Origin of the sequence: Anaerostipes caccae L1-92, from assembly GCF_014467075.1 — a bacterium.
GTDB classification, from domain to species: domain Bacteria; phylum Bacillota; class Clostridia; order Lachnospirales; family Lachnospiraceae; genus Anaerostipes; species Anaerostipes caccae.
On sequence record NZ_AP023027.1, the window covers coordinates 402,277 to 422,386 of the forward strand.

General features: G+C 45.1%; 20 protein-coding genes. All 20 read left to right on the forward strand.

What is annotated here, in order from left to right; all coding sequences use genetic code 11:
- Positions 1-11: 11 nt before the first annotated feature.
- The gene (locus ANCC_RS02065; protein ID WP_006567681.1) at positions 12-1,442 is read left to right on the forward strand and encodes a four-carbon acid sugar kinase family protein; all 1,431 of its coding nucleotides are present in this window, start codon (positions 12-14) and stop codon (positions 1,440-1,442) included.
- 29 nt (positions 1,443-1,471) lie between these two features.
- Positions 1,472-2,185, forward strand: a complete 714-nt coding sequence (locus ANCC_RS02070; protein ID WP_006567680.1) for an MIP/aquaporin family protein — start codon at positions 1,472-1,474, stop codon at positions 2,183-2,185.
- 167 nt (positions 2,186-2,352) lie between these two features.
- Entirely contained in the window at positions 2,353-3,027 is a 675-nt protein-coding gene (locus ANCC_RS02075) for a GntR family transcriptional regulator (RefSeq protein ID WP_006567679.1), read from the forward strand.
- A gap of 116 nt (positions 3,028-3,143) precedes the next feature.
- Positions 3,144-3,731, forward strand: a complete 588-nt coding sequence (locus tag ANCC_RS02080; RefSeq protein ID WP_006567678.1) for a sce7726 family protein — start codon at positions 3,144-3,146, stop codon at positions 3,729-3,731.
- 214 nt (positions 3,732-3,945) lie between these two features.
- Positions 3,946-5,055, forward strand: a complete 1,110-nt coding sequence (locus tag ANCC_RS02085; protein ID WP_182483062.1) for an iron-containing alcohol dehydrogenase family protein — start codon at positions 3,946-3,948, stop codon at positions 5,053-5,055.
- A gap of 196 nt (positions 5,056-5,251) precedes the next feature.
- Positions 5,252-6,046 (forward strand): CheR family methyltransferase, encoded by a 795-nt coding sequence (locus ANCC_RS02090; protein ID WP_006567676.1) that lies wholly within the window; start codon positions 5,252-5,254, stop codon positions 6,044-6,046.
- A gap of 249 nt (positions 6,047-6,295) precedes the next feature.
- Positions 6,296-8,962: a translation factor GTPase family protein gene (locus ANCC_RS02095; RefSeq protein ID WP_006567674.1), complete on the forward strand. Its 2,667-nt coding sequence runs from the start codon at positions 6,296-6,298 to the stop codon at positions 8,960-8,962.
- A gap of 23 nt (positions 8,963-8,985) precedes the next feature.
- Positions 8,986-9,519: a DUF6933 domain-containing protein gene (locus ANCC_RS02100; protein ID WP_006567673.1), complete on the forward strand. Its 534-nt coding sequence runs from the start codon at positions 8,986-8,988 to the stop codon at positions 9,517-9,519.
- On the forward strand, positions 9,516-10,373 hold the full coding sequence (locus ANCC_RS02105; RefSeq protein ID WP_006567672.1) for a S66 family peptidase: 858 nt from the start codon (positions 9,516-9,518) through the stop codon (positions 10,371-10,373). The genes ANCC_RS02100 and ANCC_RS02105 overlap by 4 nt, the downstream gene beginning before the upstream one ends.
- Positions 10,374-10,467: 94 nt before the next feature.
- Complete coding sequence (locus tag ANCC_RS02110) at positions 10,468-11,556, forward strand: radical SAM/SPASM domain-containing protein (RefSeq protein ID WP_006567671.1); 1,089 nt, start codon at positions 10,468-10,470, stop codon at positions 11,554-11,556.
- Positions 11,556-12,167, forward strand: a complete 612-nt coding sequence (locus tag ANCC_RS02115; protein WP_022261255.1) for a TetR/AcrR family transcriptional regulator — start codon at positions 11,556-11,558, stop codon at positions 12,165-12,167. The genes ANCC_RS02110 and ANCC_RS02115 overlap by 1 nt, the downstream gene beginning before the upstream one ends.
- 29 nt (positions 12,168-12,196) lie before the next feature.
- Positions 12,197-12,694: a flavodoxin family protein gene (locus ANCC_RS02120; protein ID WP_233458270.1), complete on the forward strand. Its 498-nt coding sequence runs from the start codon at positions 12,197-12,199 to the stop codon at positions 12,692-12,694.
- A 1-nt stretch (position 12,695) separates the two neighbouring features.
- Entirely contained in the window at positions 12,696-13,331 is a 636-nt protein-coding gene (locus ANCC_RS02125; protein WP_006567668.1) for a hypothetical protein, read from the forward strand.
- 22 nt (positions 13,332-13,353) lie between these two features.
- Complete coding sequence (locus ANCC_RS02130) at positions 13,354-13,824, forward strand: pyridoxamine 5'-phosphate oxidase family protein (protein WP_006567667.1); 471 nt, start codon at positions 13,354-13,356, stop codon at positions 13,822-13,824.
- Between the two features lie 110 nt (positions 13,825-13,934).
- Entirely contained in the window at positions 13,935-14,303 is a 369-nt protein-coding gene (locus tag ANCC_RS02135) for a nucleotide pyrophosphohydrolase (protein WP_006567666.1), read from the forward strand.
- Between the two features lie 10 nt (positions 14,304-14,313).
- Positions 14,314-16,164 (forward strand): DNA helicase RecQ, encoded by a 1,851-nt coding sequence (gene recQ, locus ANCC_RS02140; RefSeq protein ID WP_006567665.1) that lies wholly within the window; start codon positions 14,314-14,316, stop codon positions 16,162-16,164.
- A 30-nt stretch (positions 16,165-16,194) separates the two neighbouring features.
- Positions 16,195-16,656 (forward strand): peptide deformylase, encoded by a 462-nt coding sequence (gene def / locus ANCC_RS02145; protein WP_006567664.1) that lies wholly within the window; start codon positions 16,195-16,197, stop codon positions 16,654-16,656.
- Entirely contained in the window at positions 16,649-17,233 is a 585-nt protein-coding gene (locus ANCC_RS02150; RefSeq protein ID WP_006567663.1) for a GDSL-type esterase/lipase family protein, read from the forward strand. Before def ends, ANCC_RS02150 begins: the two co-directional genes overlap by 8 nt.
- Before the next feature lie 42 nt (positions 17,234-17,275).
- A complete protein-coding gene (locus ANCC_RS02155; RefSeq protein ID WP_039946778.1) occupies positions 17,276-17,947 on the forward strand; it encodes a FadR/GntR family transcriptional regulator in 672 nt (223 codons plus the stop codon).
- A 327-nt stretch (positions 17,948-18,274) separates the two neighbouring features.
- Positions 18,275-19,933 (forward strand): dihydroxy-acid dehydratase, encoded by a 1,659-nt coding sequence (ilvD, locus tag ANCC_RS02160; RefSeq protein WP_039946776.1) that lies wholly within the window; start codon positions 18,275-18,277, stop codon positions 19,931-19,933.
- Positions 19,934-20,110 lie beyond the last annotated feature (177 nt).

A 20,110-nucleotide genomic window follows, 5' to 3' on the forward strand; every position in this document is an offset into this window, starting at 1 on the left:
GGTGATGAATCATGGCTGAATATAGGAAGACAGAAGTTCTAAAGCAGTACAGTCCTGTAAATGAAGGGGTAATCGATCGTCTGTTGAACGAAGAAATTAATAAAAGTCAGACAAAGTTTGTTGTTTTGGATGATGACCCTACCGGAATACAGACTGTTCATGATATTTCGGTATTTACAGACTGGTCAAAAGCCAGTATGAGAAAAGGTTTTATTGATGAAAACAGACTATTTTACATATTAACCAATTCCAGGTCGATGACACCGGAACAGACAAGACAGGTGCATGAAGAAATTGCCCGAACAGCAGAAGAAATCTCCCGGGAATTAAATCAGAAATACGTGTTGATCAGCAGGAGTGATTCCACGTTAAGAGGGAATTATCCTTTAGAGACAAATGTTTTAAAGGAAGTCATGGAAAAGCAGGGCGGTCATTCTGTGGACGGGGAGATTTTGTGTTTCTTTTTCAAAGAAGGCGGAAGATATACCATTGATAATGTCCATTATGTAATAGATAATGAAATGCTGGTGCCGGCCGGAGAGACGGAATTTGCCAAAGATAAAACGTTCGGATACAAGAGCTCAGATCTGAGAGAGTATGTAGAAGAAAAAAATCAAGGGTTGTTTAAGGGTAAAGATACCGTCTGCATTTCTCTTGAAATGCTCAGAAACTGTAACTATGCACAAATCGAGCAAAAGCTGATGACTGTTAGAGATTTCAATAAGGTGATTGTCAATGCAGTGGATTACTGTGATCTTAAAGTATTTTGTACTGCGCTTTACCGGGCTATGGGAAAAGGGAAGACATTTTTATTCCGTTCGGCAGCATCCCTGGTAAAAGTGATCGGAGGGGTATCAGACCGGAAGCTTTTGACCAGAGAAGAGATGATAACTAAAGATACAAACCATGGGGGAATTGTAGTAGTGGGTTCTCATACCAATAAGACGACAGCGCAGTTAAAAGAACTCCTGACACTAGACGAGGTAACAGGGATTGAATTTGACTCAGATCTGGTGCTGAAGGGAGATCAGATTTTTGACGGCGAGATCAGCCGGGTGGTCAGTCTTAGTGAACAGATCATAGCATCCGGAAAGACTGCTGTATGTTATACAAAACGCAGGCTGCTGACGGTTGACAATGACAGCAAAATGGAAGCGCTGCTCCGGTCTGTAAAGATATCACAGGGGGTACAGGCTCTGGTGGGAAGACTGAAAATTGTTCCTGCCTTCGTGGTTGCAAAGGGGGGCATTACATCCAGTGATATTGGGACGAAAGCACTTTCAGTGAAAAAAGCAAATGTTATGGGCCAGATCAAACCGGGAATTCCTGTCTGGCAGACAGACGAACAAAGTAAATTTCCGAAAATCCCATATATTATCTTTCCGGGTAATGTAGGAGAGACTTCTACACTGAAAGAGGCTGTTGAGGAATTGATCCGCTGATAAAACGGCGGTTCAGGAAGGAGTGGCAGATGGAACATATGAATCTGTATCTTGCAGAACTGGTTGGAACTGCATTATTTATGGTGTTAGGATTGGGGGTCTGTGCCAATATTTCTTTGAGTAAATCCGGTATGTGCGGGGCCGGAGGTATTGTAGCGGCTCTTGGATGGGGTGTTTCAATGGTGACGGTAGCAGTGTGTTTTGGACCTGTATCCGGAGCTCACTGTAATCCGGCGGTGACGGTAGGTTTTTGGGCAGCAGGAAATTTGAGCGGAAGCCTTGTTCCGGGATACATCATCTCACAATGCATCGGGGCATCTGTCGGAGCTTTGATCATCTGGCAGCTGTATAAAGATCATTTGGATGAAGAAGAGTGTCCGGGTACCAAGCTGGGTGTATTTACCACAGGTCCGTCAATTCAGAATTCCTGGCGGAATTGTCTGTCAGAGATCATGGCAACCTTTTGTCTCATGTTTGTCCTGCTTTCCCTTGGACATCAAAATCCGGCAAATGGAGTGGCAATGTTCTTTGTATTCTGCGGAGTGGCAGGAGGGGTCATGTCTTTTGGGGGACTGACCGGTTATGCCATTAACCCGGCAAGAGATCTTATGCCCCGTATTATCTATACACTTGTCCCTATAAAAAATAAAGAAGGATCAAATTGGGGATATGCATGGGTTCCCATAGCAGGTCCTTTGATGGGAGCATTTCTTGCGGCAATGTTGTATAAAGTGATTTTTTAGCAATTTAAGATTTCAGCAGACATCCTTTTTTCAGAGAGATTAGAAAAAAGGATGTTTTTTTGTTCCATAATAATCTGCGGTGGATGAAAGATTCTGAAAGATATGCTATAGTATTAGGTAATTGTTAACAATATGAAGAGGCTTTTTATAGAAGATGAGGTAGTAGTATGAAAAGTACACAGCTGTTGCAGTCCAAAGCATATGATTATCTGAAAGATCTGATACTGAACGATAAGTTGGAGCATGGGGTCATCTATTCCCAGAAAAAAGTGGCGGAAGAACTGGGAATTTCAAAAACACCTTTGAGAGATGCTGTTTTACGGCTGGAGCAGGAACGATATATTGATGTCTATCCAAGCAAAGGCTTTATGATTCATGAAATGATGGAGGATGATATCAGGGAGACCTATCAAATACGGAATGCTATCGAAACCTTTTGTTTAAAGCAGCTGGTTGCAGATTTGGATTCAGCTAATGCACAAAAATGTTTGATTGATCTGCGGACAAAGATTAAACTGCAGCAGAATCTGATCGAAACAAATGGTTCCAGCGAGGAATTTGCGAGGATCGATTATGAGTTTCATAAAGGTATTGTAGAATTTCTGGGAAATGATGCAATGCTTCATTTATATAAAGAATATATGCACCGTATCTTTTGGCAGAATGTTCTTTCTTTTACACGGGAAGGAAGGATGCAGGAGACAATCAGGGAACATCAGGGGATCATGGATGCTCTGGAAAAGCAGGATGGAGCAGAGCTTGAGAAGCTGCTGAACCGTCACTTATCAGTAGCTGAAAATATTAATCTGGAGCTGATAAAAGAAAAACCAAGGATGTTGTAATGGATAAAAAAGAAGCGATTGTTTGGCAATAGAGAATAAAATAAACGATAGTTTGAAGGCAGAGGAAGAAGAACGAAGTATAAAGGTTTCTAAATCATAAAAACGAAAAGGAATTTATGCTGTACGATAAAGACATACGCGATCCTCTGTTTGATTTTCTGGAGGAGCGCTACCATAAAATTAGGATTATAGAAGAAAAACAGATGGGACGCTCCAGGGCTGATATTGTCATGGTTACAGAAGATTCTGTTTTTGGTATAGAGATTAAGAGCGATGCGGACAGTTATACACGGCTGAACAGACAGGTCAAAGATTATGACCGGTTTTTCGACTATAACTATGTGGTAGCAGGCACCAGACATGCACTGCATATAGAGGAAAAGGTCCCGGAATGGTGGGGAATCATTACGGCAGAAGAGATAGGTGATCAGGTGGATTTCTATCTGCTCCGGAGTCCGGTCAAAAATCCGAAACTCGTGTGGAGAGATAAAATGAAATTGCTATGGAGGCCGGAACTGGCTCATATACAGCAATTAAATCAGCTTCCTAAATACAAACAGAAGAGCAAGGCATTTGTTATTGATAAAATTATAGAGAGGGTTCCTCAGGCTGTATTAAAGACCCAAATCAGTGATGAGCTGTTTGAGCGGGATTATCACGCAATCGAAGATACTATCCGTCTATATAAATCTAGGAAAATTTGACAGGTGTAAAAGGTACTTGCATATTATTTTTTTGAGGATTATAATGACTTCAATGTATCAGCAGCAGTCCGAAAATGAATAGCGGATGATTTGGTCTCTTTATGTTTATCGACATAAGGAGACTTTTTAGTCCGTTATGAAAGCAAAGAAATTCCTCGGCGGAATAAATGAATATTCTGTGAGGCTGCATAAAATGAGAAAGGAAGGACAATATATGAGTTACTACAGTGTAAATCTACCCAGGTATACCATTGGAGAAGGCTGTTATCGGGAAATTCCGGAGAAGGCTCGTTTTCTTGGAAAGACAGCAGTTGTCATCGGAGGAAAGACGGCAATGTCAAAAGCAAAAGAGAAGCTTTTGGAGGGGGTGAAGGATTCTGACGTGCAGATTTTGGACTTTATCTGGTACGGAGGAGATTCTACATACGAAAACGGGAATGCTCTGATGGAGCAGGATGTGGTGAAGCAGGCAGATATGATTTTTGCCGTTGGAGGAGGACGTGCCTGTGATACAGGTAAATATCTGGCCAATGAGCTGGACAAACCGCTGTTTTGTTTTCCTACAGTTGCATCCAACTGTGCGGCAGTGACTGCGATTTCAGTGATTTATCATCCGGATGGTTCTTTTCGCGAATACTACTATCCCAAAGCAGCGGACCATACATTCATTGAATCATCAATTATAGCCGATTCTCCGGGACAGCTCCTCTGGGCAGGGATCGGAGATGCCCTGAGCAAGGAATGTGAGGCCGTGTTTGCGTCCCGGGAAGATGAGTTATCTCATACGCCTATGATGGGAGTCCAGCTGAGCCGTATTTGTACAGCTCCGCTGATAGACTATGGAAAAAAAGCGCTGGAAGATTTAAGGAAGAAAAGAGTTTCCTATGAACTGGAACAGGTGACGCTGGATATTATCATCAGTACAGGACTTGTTTCCAATATGGTCAGCAGTGCGCCTGATTACTACTATAATTCAAGTCTGGCACATTGTGTATATTATGGATCAACGGTTACGGAGGGAGGGCACCGTCATCTTCATGGGGAAGTAGTGGCCTTAGGAGTACTGTGTCTGCTCACATTTGCGAAAGAGTTTGAAGAACGTGATAAAATCGCAAAATTCAATCTGAGTATGGGGCTTCCGGTTTGTTTTGATGATATAGAAGTGTGTGAGAACGAATTTTATGCAATGGCAGATAAGGCTCTTACAACGACAGAATGGGAGTTTCGTCCAAAGAAAAGCGGAGTGACAAAAGCAAGTTTTATTCAGTGCATGAAAGAAACAAATATTTACGGAAGAGCATTGAAAGAATGTCTTACTTCATAAATTTGGTGAAATTATGTCTATATCTGAAAGAATATCTTGAAAAGAGTCTGAAACAGTTGTAAAGTAAACCTTATCGTGCGAAGCGCGCCAAGCCCCAAGGGCATAAAATACGGTGTGCCCTGTGGGTAGAGCTTATCGCGCAGAGCGTATTTCACTGAAAAATAGATGATCTCTGTAAAACCTAGGAGTAAAGAAAATGATTGAGATGAATCAAGATGAGTTTGATGCCCTGACAGAATACATTCAGAAAAGATATGGGATGAAGCTTTCCAACAAAAGAAATTTAATTCAGTGCAGGATTCAGCATGAGCTGGAACGGCTGCATCTGGAGAGTTTTTTGGAGTATGTAAAGACAGTAAAGAAAGATCCGGAGACAGAACAGAATTTAATTGATCTTACAGCCACGAATTATACATATTTTATGAGAGAAAGCGGGCAGTTTGAGTATCTTGAGCATGAAATATTACAGAGATTAAGAGATAGAGAAAACGTATTTCGCATATGGAGCGCAGGATGTGCCACTGGTGAGGAATGCTACACGATTGCCATTACAGCGGAGGAATGCCGCAGACGGGGGTGGAAACTTCCCAAAATTGAGATTACCGGGACAGACATCGCAAAACACGAACTCACACAGGGAGAGGAAGGAAAGTACCTGCCCCGGCAGCTTATAAAAGTTCCGGTGGACTGGAAGATGAGATATTTTAAGAAGGATGGAACTGTTTATGCAGTGACTCAGCTGATTAAGGATATGGTGCGGTTCCGCTATCACAACCTGGCAGAGCTTCAGTGGCCGGATGAGCAGTATGATGTGATTTTCTGCCGGAATGTGATTGTGTATATGGATATCCAAAAGAAAAAAGAGATTTTGCAGGGTCTTTATCAGTCTTTAAAACCGGGAGGATATTTATTTCTCGGGAACGGAGAAATTATTCGGCCGGGGCACGGGAAGTGGGAGTTTTTAGGACATTCTGTTTATCAAAAAAAGTAATACGGACAGTCTCAGGTTTTTGATCTGGGGCTGTTTTTTCATGTATTAGATAAAGTAATACCTATATTGTTTAAAGGGTATTTGTTATAATATTTTAGATCAAAAGATATCTTTACATGGCAATGAGCAATTATTTGCAGCGAAATATAAATTGTATTTGCCCACATGATGAAGAGTTGAGAGCGGAAACAGAGAGTCAGAAAGCAATAAATTTTTATAGCAGAAGGAGAAAAAGGACGAGGAATTATAATGGAAGCTACATCTGAAAGCAAACCAAAGAGATATACTTGTATAGGAATTTTAGCCCATGTGGATGCGGGAAAGACAACCTTGTCGGAAGGTCTGCTCTATGAGAGCGGCAGCATCCGGAGCATGGGAAGAGTTGATAATAAAGATGCGTTTTTGGATACCCATGAGATTGAGAGGAACCGGGGGATTACTATATTTTCAAAGCAGGCAGTGTTCCGGTTCGGAGAAATGGAAATTACACTCCTGGATACACCGGGTCATGTGGATTTTTCTGCCGAGATGGAACGGACTCTGCAGGTTCTTGATTATGCGGTCCTTGTGATCAGCGGTGCCGACGGGGTGCAGGGTCACACGCAAACGCTGTGGAGCCTGTTGGAGAAATACAAAATTCCGACCTTTTTATTTATCAATAAGATGGATCAGCCGGGTACTGACAAACAATGGATTTTGACAGAATTAAAAAATCGGCTCGATGAGGGCTGTGTTGATTTCAGCAGGGAGTGCGGTGAGGATTTTTATGAAGATATCGCAGTTTGCGACGAAGGACTGCTCAACACATACTTAGACAGCGGAAGGATTGGCAGCAGGGATATTGCAGAGATCATTGCAGAGAGAAGGGTATTTCCCTGCTATTTCGGGTCTGCATTGAAAGCAGACGGAGTCCGGGAATTTCTGCAGGGAATTGGGTCTTATACCCGGCCTGTGGATTATCCCGAAGAATTCGGAGCAAAGGTGTTTAAAATCTCCAGGGATGAGCAGGGCAGCCGCCTGACTCATTTAAAAGTCACAGGAGGTGTGCTGAAAGTAAGATCGGCGCTGATACAAAAACCCAAAGAGGAAAAGGTCAGTCAGATCAGGATTTATTCCGGAGAAAAATATCAGACGGCGGAGGAAGCACAGGCAGGAATGATCTGTGCGGTCACAGGGCTTGCGGATACCCGTCCGGGAGATGGGTTTGGTATCGAGGATACCGGGTATGAGCCGGCGCTGGAACCGGTGCTTACTTATCAGGTCATACTGCCGGAAGGAGTGAGTGCTGGAGTAATGCTCCCAAAATTGAGGCAGCTTCAGGAGGAAGAACCTGAACTTCATATTGTTTGGAATGAGCAGCTTCAGGAGATCCAGGTGCAGATCATGGGGGAAGTGCAGCTGGAAATACTGAAAAGCCTGATTGCAGAACGGTTTGATACAGAAGTTGAATTCGGGACTGGAAATATTGTCTACAAGGAGACTATTAAAAATACAGTGGAGGGTGTTGGGCATTTTGAACCTTTGAGGCACTATGCGGAAGTACATCTTTTCATGGAGCCGTTGGAGCCGGGAAGCGGTCTTCAGTTTGATACTCAGTGCAGTGAGGACATGCTGGATAAAAATTGGCAGAGGCTGATCCTGACTCATCTTCAGGAACGGGAGCATTCCGGAGTCCTCACCGGTTCGGCGATAACTGATATGAAGATCACGTTAGCGGCGGGCCGGGCACATTTAAAACATACCGAGGGCGGTGATTTCCGGCAGGCTACTTACCGGGCGGTGCGCCAGGGCCTGAAACAGGCGGAGTCGGTCCTTTTAGAGCCGTACTATGAGTTTCGCCTGGAAGTGCCTCAGCAGATGGTGGGACGGGCTATGTCGGATATTGAGCGGATGTACGGAGAGTTTGAGAATCCTCAGACAGAGGGAGAGATGTCAGTTCTGACCGGAAGTGCTCCGGTCTCAGAGATGAACGGCTACCAGAGAGAAGTCATAGCTTACGCGAAGGGAAGGGGCCGTCTTTTTTGTGCCCTTAACGGTTACAGGCCCTGTCACAATGCAGACGAAGTGATCGAAAATACCGGCTATGATTCTGAACGGGATACAGATAATCCGACGGGTTCTGTCTTCTGCTCACACGGGGCAGGATTTACAGTGAGCTGGGACAAGGTCAAGGATTATATGCATGTGGACAGCCAGCTTACAGATAATGAAAAAGAGACAGAGGAAGAGAATGCGGTGCGCCGTTCTTATACCGAAGAAGAATGGATTGATACGGAGGAGATCGACCGGATTCTGGAACAGACTTATTTTGCGAACCGAAAGAAAAAGACCGGATGGGCCAAAAAGAAACTGGAGAGGACAATAGATGATTATAAGAGTTCGGCTTTCAGGGCTTCAGTGAAGAAAAAGCCGGGTGAAAAATATCTGCTGGTGGACGGCTATAATATTATCTTTGCCTGGGAGGATTTAAGAGAACTGGCAGAGGCAAATATCGACGCTGCCAGAGGAAAACTTTTGGATATTATGAGCAACTATCAAGGAATCAGAAAATGTCAGCTGATCGTTGTTTTTGATGCCTACCGCGTTGTGGGCCATGATACGGAGATACTCGATTATCATAATATCCATGTGGTATATACGAAGGAAGCGGAGACTGCAGATCAATATATAGAGAAGTTTGCGCACGAACATGGACGGAAATATGATGTTACGGTGGCCACCTCTGACGGCATGGAACAGATCATTATCCGGGGCCAGGGGTGTTCTCTGCTCTCAGCCAGGGAACTGCTGGAAGAAGTGAATCTCGCCAATCAAACACTCAGAGAAAAATATTTAGAAAAGCAGCAAAAGGACCGCAGTTATTTGCTGGACTCTATGTCTGAGGAGGAGCTGAAAAAGATAAGAGATTTAGAATAAGCCAAAAGCGAGGAGGAGAACAAATGCAGCTGGGGATTACGATTACGTTACAAAAGCATCTGAAGGTAAAACAGCCGCCGTATGGGCAGCCCACCGACTTGTTTTTTTGCTGGGAACTGCATGTTATACGTTTTATGGGAAAAAGAGCATTGGCTATGGTCAATGCAAACAATCGGTTCTTTGTGATGCTCGCGGGAATGAAAGCAGCGGACTGGAAAGTGCTGCCCGAAAGGGCAGAAGAAGCCATAGAGGCCGGTCTGCGCAGTGAGGGATATAAAGAGGAGCAGATCAATGCTTACTTTAATCTGGCCGGAGCGCTAAAGATCACAAAGACTCACGGGCGGAAGCCTGTGGCAGGGCTTAATAAGGCAATAGAACGCCTGGATTATACAGATGAGCCCTGGAATCTGGGAGAGATGTATCAGGAGGATATTTGTCATTGGGTGAACCGAGATATTTGTTCGCCGGCCGGTTTTGAGACATATGATCATCCGTGCGCATTATTGGAAGAGGATATGAAACGGGTTGGAATTGTTAAGAGAGGGAAAGGGCAATGATGCTTAGGAGACAGGATAAGGTTGGAATAGTATGCTGTTCCAACGGACTTTCAGACTCGGCCCGGCCCGCTGTGATGCCGCTGGAAAATGCCCTGAAGGAGCTGGGATTAAAACCAGTCTTCAGCCGGTATCTTTATGCCGGTTCCTCAGTTTTTGACAGAACCGGGAGGCAGCGCGCAGGGGAACTTATGGAGTTTTACCGGAATCCCGGAATCAGGGCGGTCTTCGATATTTCGGGAGGAGATCTGGCCAATGAAGTTCTGACGAATTTAGACTTTCAAGTCATAAGAGAACATCTAAAACCATTTTTCGGATACAGCGATCTCACTGTAATCGTAAACGCAGTCTTTCAGCAGACAGGCCGGAAATCTTATTTGTACCAAGTCCGGAATCTGGTCATGGATCACTCAGAAGAGCAGAAAAAGAATTTTAAAGATTCACTGCTTGGAAACGGTAACGGCCTGTTTCAGTTCAGGACCAGGCTGATCAGAGGAACATCAATGGAAGGCATGGTGGTGGGAGGAAATATCCGCTGTCTGCTGAAGCTGGCAGGAACCCCGTTCTGGCCGGATATGCAGGATAAGATCTTATTCCTGGAGAGCAGAGGAGGGGAGGTTCCTCAGATGGTCACGTATTTAAACCAGTTAAAACAGATTGGAGTCTTTGAGCAGGTCAATGGAATTTTACTCGGAACATTTACAGCAATGGAAGCCGGAGGATGTCTTCCAAGGATGGAGGAGTTGGTGAAGAATACGGCTGGTCCGGGAATTCCCATTGCAAAGACGGAGGAAATCGGTCATGGGACAGATTCAAAATGTCTGATTATTGGAAAGAAATATAGATTCGGCGTATAAATACTTGACAGGCTAGTGTTCACTACCCTATACTGAAGATGACAGAAGCTAGCAATTACTAGCCATATATGGCGTGTCAAAGGAGGGCAAGAGTATGCAGGATTTTCGGCTGGAGAAGTATTTAAGTGACGGGGTTGAACGTATCCTCCGCGGTATTTTGAGAGTTTCAGATCCAAGGGGAAGCTTTTTTATGCTGAAATTTATGGCGGCGGAAAAAAGAGCACGAAGATTAAGAGAAATTGCAGAAGAAGAGGGCGGGCATATTCCGCCATTTTTAATTGCAAGTATTACGAGTCAATGCAATCTTCACTGCAAAGGATGTTATGCCAGGGCCAGCGGAGCCTGTGCTGAAGAGCTGCATGAGGGGGAACTCACCGGTGCACAGTGGGATGATATTTTTGGTCAGGCAGAAAAACTGGGCATAAGTTTCATCTTGCTGGCCGGAGGGGAACCTTTGATGCGCAGGGATGTGATAGAATCTGCAGGCAGGCATAAAAAGGTGATCTTTCCGGTGTTTACGAATGGGACTATAATGCAGGAAGACTGCCTTACATTGTTTTCGGAAAACAGGAATCTGCTTCCGGTGCTGAGCATTGAAGGCGGCAAGGAACAGACGGATGCCAGGAGAGGAAGCGGAGTCTATCAAAGGCTCAGACAGGCCATGGGAAGTTTAAAAAAACGGAGCCTTTTATTTGGCGCATCGGTTACGGTGACAAGGGAAAATCTTTACGAGGTCACGTCGGAAGAATTCCTCGGTGAACTTGGAACAAATGGCTGTAAGGCGGTCGTTTATGTGGAATATGTACCGGCTGACGGAAAGACAGAGTATTTAGCTCCGGGGGAAGAAGAGAGAGAAGCGTTGGAAAAAAGGATCCGAAAGCTCAGAGAGGAACAGGAGGATATGGTGTTTATATCGTTTCCGGGAGATGAAAGGGCTTCGGGAGGATGTCTGGCGGCAGGCAGGGGATTTTTCCATATCAATGCATCCGGCGGCGCAGAGCCCTGTCCGTTTTCTCCCTATTCAGATACCAGTTTGGTACATACAAGCCTCAAAGAGGCACTGCAGTCTCCACTTTTTTCGAGACTGCAGGAAAGCGGAAGCCTTGAGAAATTTCATACCGGAGGCTGTGCCCTGTTTGAACAGGAACAGCTGGTAAAAGATTTATTACAGGGAGAGAGATGATGAATACAAAAGAACGGATTGTGAAAGAAGCGCTCACGCTATTTTCTAAACATGGGTATCAGGGGACCAGTGTGAAAAACATTGCGGATGCGGTAGGCATAAAAGACAGTTCCTTATATAAACATTTCAAAAGCAAGAAAGAAATATTTGATACGATTGTTCAGGAGATGTCGGTTCGGATGGAACAGATGTCCAAGGAGTACGGTCTGCCCGATGAACACGATATGGCAGAAGCCGCAGAGCTTTATGGAAGTATCAGCGAGGAAGGGATTCTTGCTCTCAGTGAAAAGATTTTCCTGTTTTATCTGAAAGATGAATTTGCGTCTAAGTTCCGCAGGATGCTCGTGATCGAGCAGTACAGGGACAGAGAGGTGTTTGAAGTGTACCGGGGGCTTTTTATGGATGCGGCAGTGTCCTATCAGACAGAATTGTTTGCGGAAATGACCGCCAGGGGCATTTTCCATGGGAAAGACCCAAAAGCCATGGCAGTTAATTTTTATGCCCCGATTTTTTTCCTGCTGAACCGATATGACCAGGAACCGGACAAGGAAGAAGAGGCATTGGAGGCGTTGAGAAAACAGGTAATGGAATTTTCGAGGCTGTATAAATAGACAGAACTTATACTATGAGAGGGGGAAATATGAAATTAATCATTCATGATCTGGACGAAGAAGAATTCAAAAATATATTTTCTGAACCGGACGAAGATGTAGTCCTGATAGGAAACAGCGGGGAAATCCTTAATTGTATCGGCTGTTTCGGATGCTGGATCAAGACTCCGGGCAAATGTATTATAAGAGACCAGTATGGTGATATGGGAGAACTGCTTGCCCGGTGTGAGGAGGCCCGGATCATCAGCCGGTGCTGTTACGGAGGCTACAGTCCTTTTGTGAAAAATGTGCTGGACCGGAGCATCCCTTATCTGCATCCGTATTTTAAGATTAAGAATGGCGAAATGCACCACAAACAGAGATACGATAAAATATTAAAATTAAAAGTGGGATTTTACGGAGAATGTATATCAGAAGATGAGAAGCGGACTGCAGAGGAGCTTGTTAGAGCTAATGCGGTCAATCTGTATGCCCAGGTGCAGGGAGTACGGTTTGTGAAAACACCGGATGAGTTAGGAGGAAGGTAACATGAAGATTGTATGTATCAACGGAAGTCCTAAGCCTTCAGGGAGCAGTTCCGGGGTTATTTTAAAGGAACTCAGAGATTTGCTGAAAGGGCAGAACATAAAAGAAATTTCTGTCCGAAAGCCGGAATTGACGGAAGTAATGAAAGCAGCAGTCATGGACAGCGAGTGCCTTGTATTTGCGTTTCCTCTATATGTGGACAGTGTACCTTCTCATCTGACGGCTGTGCTGCAGCAGATGGAAAAATTCTTTCAGGAATCTGAGACTGACAGGATGGTCTATGCGGTTGTAAACTGTGGATTTTACGAAGGATATCAAAATCATATTGCCCTAAACATTATGAAGTGCTGGTGTAAGAAAGCAGGTCTCTCATGGGGACAGGGCCTTGGCCTCGGCGGGGGAGGAATGATCCCCATGCTTTCTGATATACCGGAAGGAAAAGGAATCAAGAAAGATTTCTCCGCTGTGCTGAAAGAGATGGCGTGCAGTATCAGCACCGGGCGGAAAGCCGAAGACCGGTTTGTTTCTCCGGGGATACCGAGAATCATGTATAAGCTGGCTGGCCAGATGGGATGGAGAAAACAGATCAAAGAAAATGGACTTTCAGTAAAGGAACTGTCCAGAAGGATTTTAAAATAAGTATTTTACGGGGGACTGGATCATGAGAAGAAAAGATAGGGAAATCACAGATCCTGCGAAGATCAGGGCAATTATTTCGGCGTGCAGCTGCTGCAGGCTGGGATTTGCGGATGGAGAAAGCGTCTATATCGTGCCTTTAAGTTTTGGATACTGTGAGGATGGCGAGAAGAGGACTTTTTATTTCCATAGTGCAGGTGAGGGCAGAAAAATTGAATTGATCTCCAAAAATCCCTGTGCAGGGTTTGAACTGGATACAAATTATAAGCTGAATGAGAGTACAAAAGCCTGCGGCTATTCCGCCCGGTTTCAGAGTGTTGTAGGAAGCGGAAATGTATCATTTGTGGAAGATACGAATGAAAAAAGAAAGGCGCTTTTGGCTATTATGTATCAAAACACCGGGAAAGAAGAGTGGGAGTTTTCAGAGGAAATGTTTGACGCAGTATGTACTTTTAAGCTGGAAGTGAGTGAGATGTCCTGTAAGGAGCATTCCTAAAGCAAGAAATGTAAAATATTTCTAAAATTTAAAGAAGGGTATACCACACCCGGGGAAATTGTTATATAATAGCAGTATTCATGAAAACCAGATGTTGATGGAGAAGGTATATGGACACTTTAGAATATTTAACAAAAGAGGTACAAAAGTTTTGTGAGGACAGAGACTGGGATCAGTTTCACGGGCCAAAGGATCTGGCCATCGGGTTGTCAACCGAGTCCAATGAGCTTCTGGATCTGTTCCGGTTCAAATCAGAGGAACAAATGGGGGAGATGATGGATCGGGATACAGCACGGGAACGCATATCGGAAGAACTTGCGGATGTGTTTTTCTTCCTTCTCCGCTTTTCTCAGATGTATGAATTTGATTTGAAAGATTCTCTCCTTGCTAAAATTGAAAAAAACGGAGAAAAGTATCCCGTGGATAAAGTAAAAGGAAAGAATTTAAAGTATACGGAGTTAAAAACTACTACAGAATGAAAGGTTACATATGGAGGATGCACGCGGATTACTGAAACAATATTTCGGATTTGATGACTTCCGGGAAGGCCAGAAGCCTTTAATCGACGCGGTTTTAGACGGGCGGGACGTTTTGGGTATCATGCCCACGGGTGCCGGGAAATCGCTCTGCTTTCAGATCCCTGCGCTGATGATGCCGGGGATTACGCTGGTTGTTTCCCCTTTGATCTCTCTGATGAAGGATCAGGTGGGAGCATTGAATCAGGCCGGGATACATGCAGCTTTTCTGAACAGCTCATTGAGCATGGGACAGTATAGAAAAGCCCTGGATCTGGCACGGGAAGGCAGGTATAAGATCATATACGTGGCTCCGGAGCGGCTGGAGACAGAGGGATTTTTACGGTTTGCTCTTTCGCCCGGCGTGGATATTTCTTTTTTGGCTGTGGATGAAGCACACTGTGTATCTCAGTGGGGACAGGATTTCCGTCCCAGCTATTTAAAGATTCTTTCCTTTTTGGAGAAGCTGCCGAGGCGTCCGGTTTTAGGGGCGTATACGGCTACGGCCACTGTGGAGGTAAAAGAGGATGTCCTGGATATCCTAAATCTGAGAGACCCGCTGGTCGTGACAACAGGATTTGACCGGGCAAATCTGTTCTTTGGAGTTAAGAAGCCCAGAGATAAATACCGGGAATTAGAATCCTATTTAAGAGAGAAAGAAGAAAAAATGCCGGGAAGCAGCGGCATTGTGTACTGCCTTTCCAGAAAAAGTGTGGAAGAAGTATGTTATCAGCTCAGAGAAGCAGGATTTTCGGTGACCAGATACCATGCGGGACTGTCGGATACAGAACGGCGTGAGAATCAGGATGACTTTATTTATGACCGGAGACAGATCATGGTGGCAACCAATGCGTTCGGCATGGGTATTGATAAACCGGATGTGCGTTTTGTCATTCATTATAATATGCCGAAGAATATGGAAAGCTATTATCAGGAAGCCGGAAGGGCAGGACGAGACGGAGAGCCAGCAGAATGTATCCTCTACTTTGGTGCCGCCGACCAGAGGACCAATCGTTTTTTGATTGAACACGGCGAGGATAATCAGGAACTGGACGAGGAGACCCGCAGGATCGTCATGGAAAAGGATCTGGGGCGGCTGAAACAGATGACATTCTACTGTGCAACCAGCGGCTGTCTGCGGCATTATATCCTTGATTATTTTGGAGAAGAAAGCAGCGCGGAATGCCGGAACTGCAGTAACTGTTTAGAAGAATTTGATCTTTTGGATGTGACAGAGCAGGCAGAGGCAGTTGTCAGATGTATCGAAGGCTGTCAGAGAAGTTTTGGAGTCAATCTGATCGTGGATGTCCTGAGAGGGGCAGACAATCAAAAGATTCGTCAGAGAGGACTGGAGGAAAATCCGGAATATAAGGCATTGCCGGATATGACAGTTCCGAGACTGAAACAGCTGATCAATGAGATGATGATGCAGGGATTTTTAAACCTGAGCAATGATGACTATCCGGTAATAGAATTGACAGACCGGTCCGAAGAGCTTTTGAGCGGTGAAAAACTTGTCATAAAAGTTCCGAAGAGAGAAGAAAAACAGGCGCCGAAAGCCAGGAAAAAGAAGGCCGGAGCTGCTTCTGCCCTGGAAGAAAAAGATATGGGTCTGTTCGAAGAACTCAGGAAGCTTCGGATGGAGATCGCAAAGGAGGAGAAGATACCGCCGTATATGGTATTTTCGGATAAGACGCTGGCAGGCATGAGTGAGGTAAGACCGCAGACTCTGGATGAGATGCTTAATATAAGCGGAGTGGGACAGTTTAAGCTTGAAAAATACGGGGAGAAGTTTCTTGAGAGTATTAAAAAGTATGAAGAATAAGAAAGACAGAGAACTGAAGGAGGAGATGAAATGGCTGTCAGAAAGATCCGTACCGGAAATGATCCGATATTAAAGAAAAAGTGTAAGACGGTGCCTGAGGTGGATGACAAGGCAAGGCAGCAGCTTGACGATCTGATGGACACTCTGCACAGCTCAGATAATGGGGCGGCTCTTGCCGCGAACCAGGCGGGCATTCTCAGGAGAATGATCGTCATCGACTATGAGGGATATTATTTAAAGTTGGTAAACCCTGTAATCGTTGAGAGCAGCGGATCACAGGAGTGTGTGGAAGGGTGTTTAAGTTTTCCGAACCGTTTCGGTAAAACCATACGTCCGGCCAGAGTGAAGGTAGAAGCGCTGGATGAAAACGGACATGAAGTATCTTATACGGTGGTAGGTGAGATGGCAAAGTGTTTCTGCCATGAGATCGATCATTTGGATGGAGAAGTATTCATAGATAAAGTATATGAATACGTAGGAATCGATGAGTAAAGAAAAGGTCCTCGTTTTGTTCGGTGACTCTCTCACCGACTACTTTCCTATGGAATTGTTTCAAGATGTGGAGGCGCAGGTTTATAACAGAGGTGAGGCGGGCAATACAGTGCCGGAGATGGCTGCCAGGGCAGAGATGGATGTGGTTTCGCTGAAACCGGATTTAGTTCTAATGCAGGGCGGGGCCAATGATTATCTGCTTCCTTTTTACCGGGGCGCAGAGGTGGTAGCCGGTCAGTTGTTGAGGACGGCAGAGCGGATTTTGGAGAAACTCCCGGGGACAAGGATTTGTATCGAATCACTGTATCCAATGTATACGAAAAAAACAGGAAATGGAATTCCTTTCTGGTCAGAAGGGAAGTCAAACAAAGAGATACAGGCTGTTAATTCAGAAATTGAGAGACTTTGCGGGGAAAAAGAAATACCATATGTGGATGTTTACCGGGAATTGATCGGGGAGGATGGAGAACTGCCGCTTTCTTATACGGTAGATGGTGTTCATCTCAGCAGAAAGGGATATGAACAGGTGTGGAAGGTATTGTCCGGGGTGTTGACAGCGGAAAAATTCCTGAGATAGAATTGTGGATAAAATGTGCCTGAGACGGAAAAGGAGAAAAATATGGGAGAAAAAAGGCTTTCAGACAGTGCGGCAGAGGAGATCCTTGCGATGATCACGGTTGAAAAACGGTTTCTGCCCGGTGATAAACTGCCCAATGAAAATGAACTCTCACAGGAGATGGAGATCAGCAGGACGACACTTCGGGAAGCGGTCCGGGCCTTGGTCGCCAATGGTATTTTGGAGATTCAAAGGGGCCGGGGGACATTTGTGAAACAGGATATCGACACGGATGATGTGAAGCTGCTCACGCCTTTGAAAGATGTCAAGGTGAATGCTGGGGAGCTCTATGAGATGAGATTGATCTTCGAGCCGGAAGCGGCCTATTATGCGGCTTTGAGAGCCAGTGACAAGGAACTTGACCGGATTCTTTCTTTCGGGCGTCAGGTGGAAGAAAAGATCCGGAAGAAGGAAGACCGGACAAATGAAGAGCAGATGTTTCACAGATCCATTGCTAAGGCTACTCACAATGAGTTTATGAATCAGCTGATGCCTGTGATCTATCAGGGAATCGGAGAGGGAGTCACGCTGTCCAGGCAGAAAGAGATGGCGGTACAGGATACCTTAAAGGATCATCAGCTGATCATGGAGTTTCTGGAAGCCAGAAATGCGGAGGGAGCCAGGAGCGCTATGAGGATTCATATCCTACATGCAATGAAAGAATTAAAAATATAAAGTTCAAGAGAAGGCGCAGGCCTTCTTTTTTTTATTACTTAGGAAAGACCTTGTCACGCTAATGTGTGAAAGTGTTTCCTGAGTAATAAAAAACGCTCCGCGGGTTGTACACAGATGCGTAAGGAAATCATTTGACTACGTCAAACCGCATCTGGTACGCAAAGTTGTCAAGCCCCTCAAAGAGGTAGGGTTGGGAAGCTGAGGTAGGCTTGCCCACTTTATTCTTTCTAAAATAGATACTATGTATATATTGACATTAGACATCATATGAATTATAATACAACAAACAAGAGGTATGATGTCTTAAATTAAGAGGAGGTTATTATGATGAGAAGTGACCGCATAAAACAAGGTGATAAAGCAGCCCCGCAGCGTTCTCTGCTGTATGCTCTGGGTTTCACGGAAGAAGAAATGGAACGGCCGCTGATCGGTATTGTCAGCTCAAAAAATGAAATTGTCCCGGGACACCGAAATTTGGATAAAATTGAGGAGGCAGTTAAGCAGGGGGTGGCTTTAGCAGGAGGAGTGCCTGTTGTATTTCCGGCTATCGCCGTATGCGACGGCATTGCCATGGGACATGAGGGAATGAAATATTCTCTGGTGACCAGAGAACTGATTGCCGATTCCACGGAAGCTATGGCCGAGGCTCATCCTTTCGACGGACTTGTGATGATACCAAACTGTGATAAAAATGTGCCGGGACTTCTAATGGCGGCGGCAAGGCTTAATATTCCGTCCATCTTTGTAAGCGGCGGGCCGATGCTGGCAGGAACCATGAAGAAAAAGAGGATCAGCTATTCCACGGTATCAGAAGCAGTGAGCAGACATCAGACAGGTGAGATCACAGCAGAGGAACTCAGGGTGTGTGAACAAAAGGCATGTCCCACCTGCGGTTCCTGTTCCGGTATGTTTACGGCCAACAGCATGAACTGTCTGACCGAGGTGCTGGGCATGGGGCTTCCGGGAAACGGTACAATACCGGCGGTTTACTCTGAAAGAATCAGGCTGGCAAAGAGAGCGGGCATGCAGATTATGAAGCTGGTGAAGAAGGGGATCAGGCCATCGGATCTTATGACTGAGAAGGCATTTGAAAATGCCCTGGCAGTGGATATGGCTTTGGGATGCAGCACAAACAGCATGCTCCATCTTCCTGCTATTGCCCATGAGTGCGGAATCCGAATGGACTTAACCATGGCGAATGCTATTTCGGAAAAAGTACCGAATCTGTGTCATCTGGCGCCGGCCGGAGAGAGCTATGTTGAAGACCTGAACGAAGCCGGCGGCATTCCTGCAGTTCTGCATGAGCTGGATAAACTGGGACTGATCCGCACGGATCTGCTTACCTGTACTTTAAAGACAGTGGCTGAGAATATCAAAGGAAAAGAAATCAGGGATAAAACGGTGATCCGGCCTGCAGAGGACCCATACAGCAGGACCGGAGGGATTGCTGTTTTAAAAGGCAATCTGGCGCCGGAAGGATGTGTGGTGAAGCGGTCTGCGGTGGCAGAAGAGATGCTCTGCCACAGTGGAAGAGCAAGAGTCTTTGACGGTGAGGAAGCAGCCCTTGAAGCAATCTATGCCGGCAGGATCGAACCCGGAGATGTAGTGGTCATCCGGTATGAGGGCCCCAAAGGGGGACCAGGTATGCGTGAAATGCTGAATCCTACTTCTGCTATTATGGGCAGCGGTCTTGGAGACAGCGTGGCACTGATCACGGACGGCAGATTCTCAGGCGCCACAAGAGGAGCGGCCATCGGACATGTTTCACCGGAGGCGGCCGTAGGAGGACCTATCGCCCTGGTGGAAGAAGGGGATCTGATTGAAATCAATATCCCTGACCATAAAATCCAGCTTCTGGTAGATGAGGAAGAGATCAAAAACAGAAAAAGCAGATGGCAGCCAAGACAGCAGAAATTAAAAAACGGATACTTGAAAAGGTATGCCAGAAGTGTCACATCAGGCAGCACAGGCGCCATTTTAGAGTAATACTATTTGGGAAATATAAAGATGACAGAGGTTTTTTGGAACCTCTGTCATATTTTTTGCGTCTATAAAAAGAGATGACGCACAAAAGTTAATTAGAGGAATTAACCAAATATTAGATTGAAATGAAGCTATTGTTCCTTAATGTCTTGGTTAAATTGTGGAAAATGAACTTAATGA

Coding starts and splice junctions, on each gene's coding strand:
- ANCC_RS02065 (WP_006567681.1), top strand. CDS start 12: ATGGCTGAATATAGGAAGACAGAAGTTCTAAAGCAGTACAGTCCTGTA.
- ANCC_RS02130 (WP_006567667.1), top strand. CDS start 13,354: ATGAGAAGAAAAGATAGGGAAATCACAGATCCTGCGAAGATCAGGGCA.
- def (WP_006567664.1), top strand. CDS start 16,195: ATGGCTGTCAGAAAGATCCGTACCGGAAATGATCCGATATTAAAGAAA.
- ANCC_RS02110 (WP_006567671.1), top strand. CDS start 10,468: ATGCAGGATTTTCGGCTGGAGAAGTATTTAAGTGACGGGGTTGAACGT.
- ANCC_RS02070 (WP_006567680.1), top strand. CDS start 1,472: ATGGAACATATGAATCTGTATCTTGCAGAACTGGTTGGAACTGCATTA.
- ANCC_RS02080 (WP_006567678.1), top strand. CDS start 3,144: ATGCTGTACGATAAAGACATACGCGATCCTCTGTTTGATTTTCTGGAG.
- ANCC_RS02100 (WP_006567673.1), top strand. CDS start 8,986: ATGCAGCTGGGGATTACGATTACGTTACAAAAGCATCTGAAGGTAAAA.
- ANCC_RS02085 (WP_182483062.1), top strand. CDS start 3,946: ATGAGTTACTACAGTGTAAATCTACCCAGGTATACCATTGGAGAAGGC.
- ANCC_RS02150 (WP_006567663.1), top strand. CDS start 16,649: ATGAGTAAAGAAAAGGTCCTCGTTTTGTTCGGTGACTCTCTCACCGAC.
- ANCC_RS02095 (WP_006567674.1), top strand. CDS start 6,296: ATGGAAGCTACATCTGAAAGCAAACCAAAGAGATATACTTGTATAGGA.
- ANCC_RS02135 (WP_006567666.1), top strand. CDS start 13,935: ATGGACACTTTAGAATATTTAACAAAAGAGGTACAAAAGTTTTGTGAG.
- recQ (WP_006567665.1), top strand. CDS start 14,314: ATGGAGGATGCACGCGGATTACTGAAACAATATTTCGGATTTGATGAC.
- ANCC_RS02115 (WP_022261255.1), top strand. CDS start 11,556: ATGAATACAAAAGAACGGATTGTGAAAGAAGCGCTCACGCTATTTTCT.
- ANCC_RS02125 (WP_006567668.1), top strand. CDS start 12,696: ATGAAGATTGTATGTATCAACGGAAGTCCTAAGCCTTCAGGGAGCAGT.
- ANCC_RS02120 (WP_233458270.1), top strand. CDS start 12,197: ATGAAATTAATCATTCATGATCTGGACGAAGAAGAATTCAAAAATATA.
- ANCC_RS02105 (WP_006567672.1), top strand. CDS start 9,516: ATGATGCTTAGGAGACAGGATAAGGTTGGAATAGTATGCTGTTCCAAC.
- ANCC_RS02075 (WP_006567679.1), top strand. CDS start 2,353: ATGAAAAGTACACAGCTGTTGCAGTCCAAAGCATATGATTATCTGAAA.
- ilvD (WP_039946776.1), top strand. CDS start 18,275: ATGAGAAGTGACCGCATAAAACAAGGTGATAAAGCAGCCCCGCAGCGT.
- ANCC_RS02155 (WP_039946778.1), top strand. CDS start 17,276: ATGGGAGAAAAAAGGCTTTCAGACAGTGCGGCAGAGGAGATCCTTGCG.
- ANCC_RS02090 (WP_006567676.1), top strand. CDS start 5,252: ATGATTGAGATGAATCAAGATGAGTTTGATGCCCTGACAGAATACATT.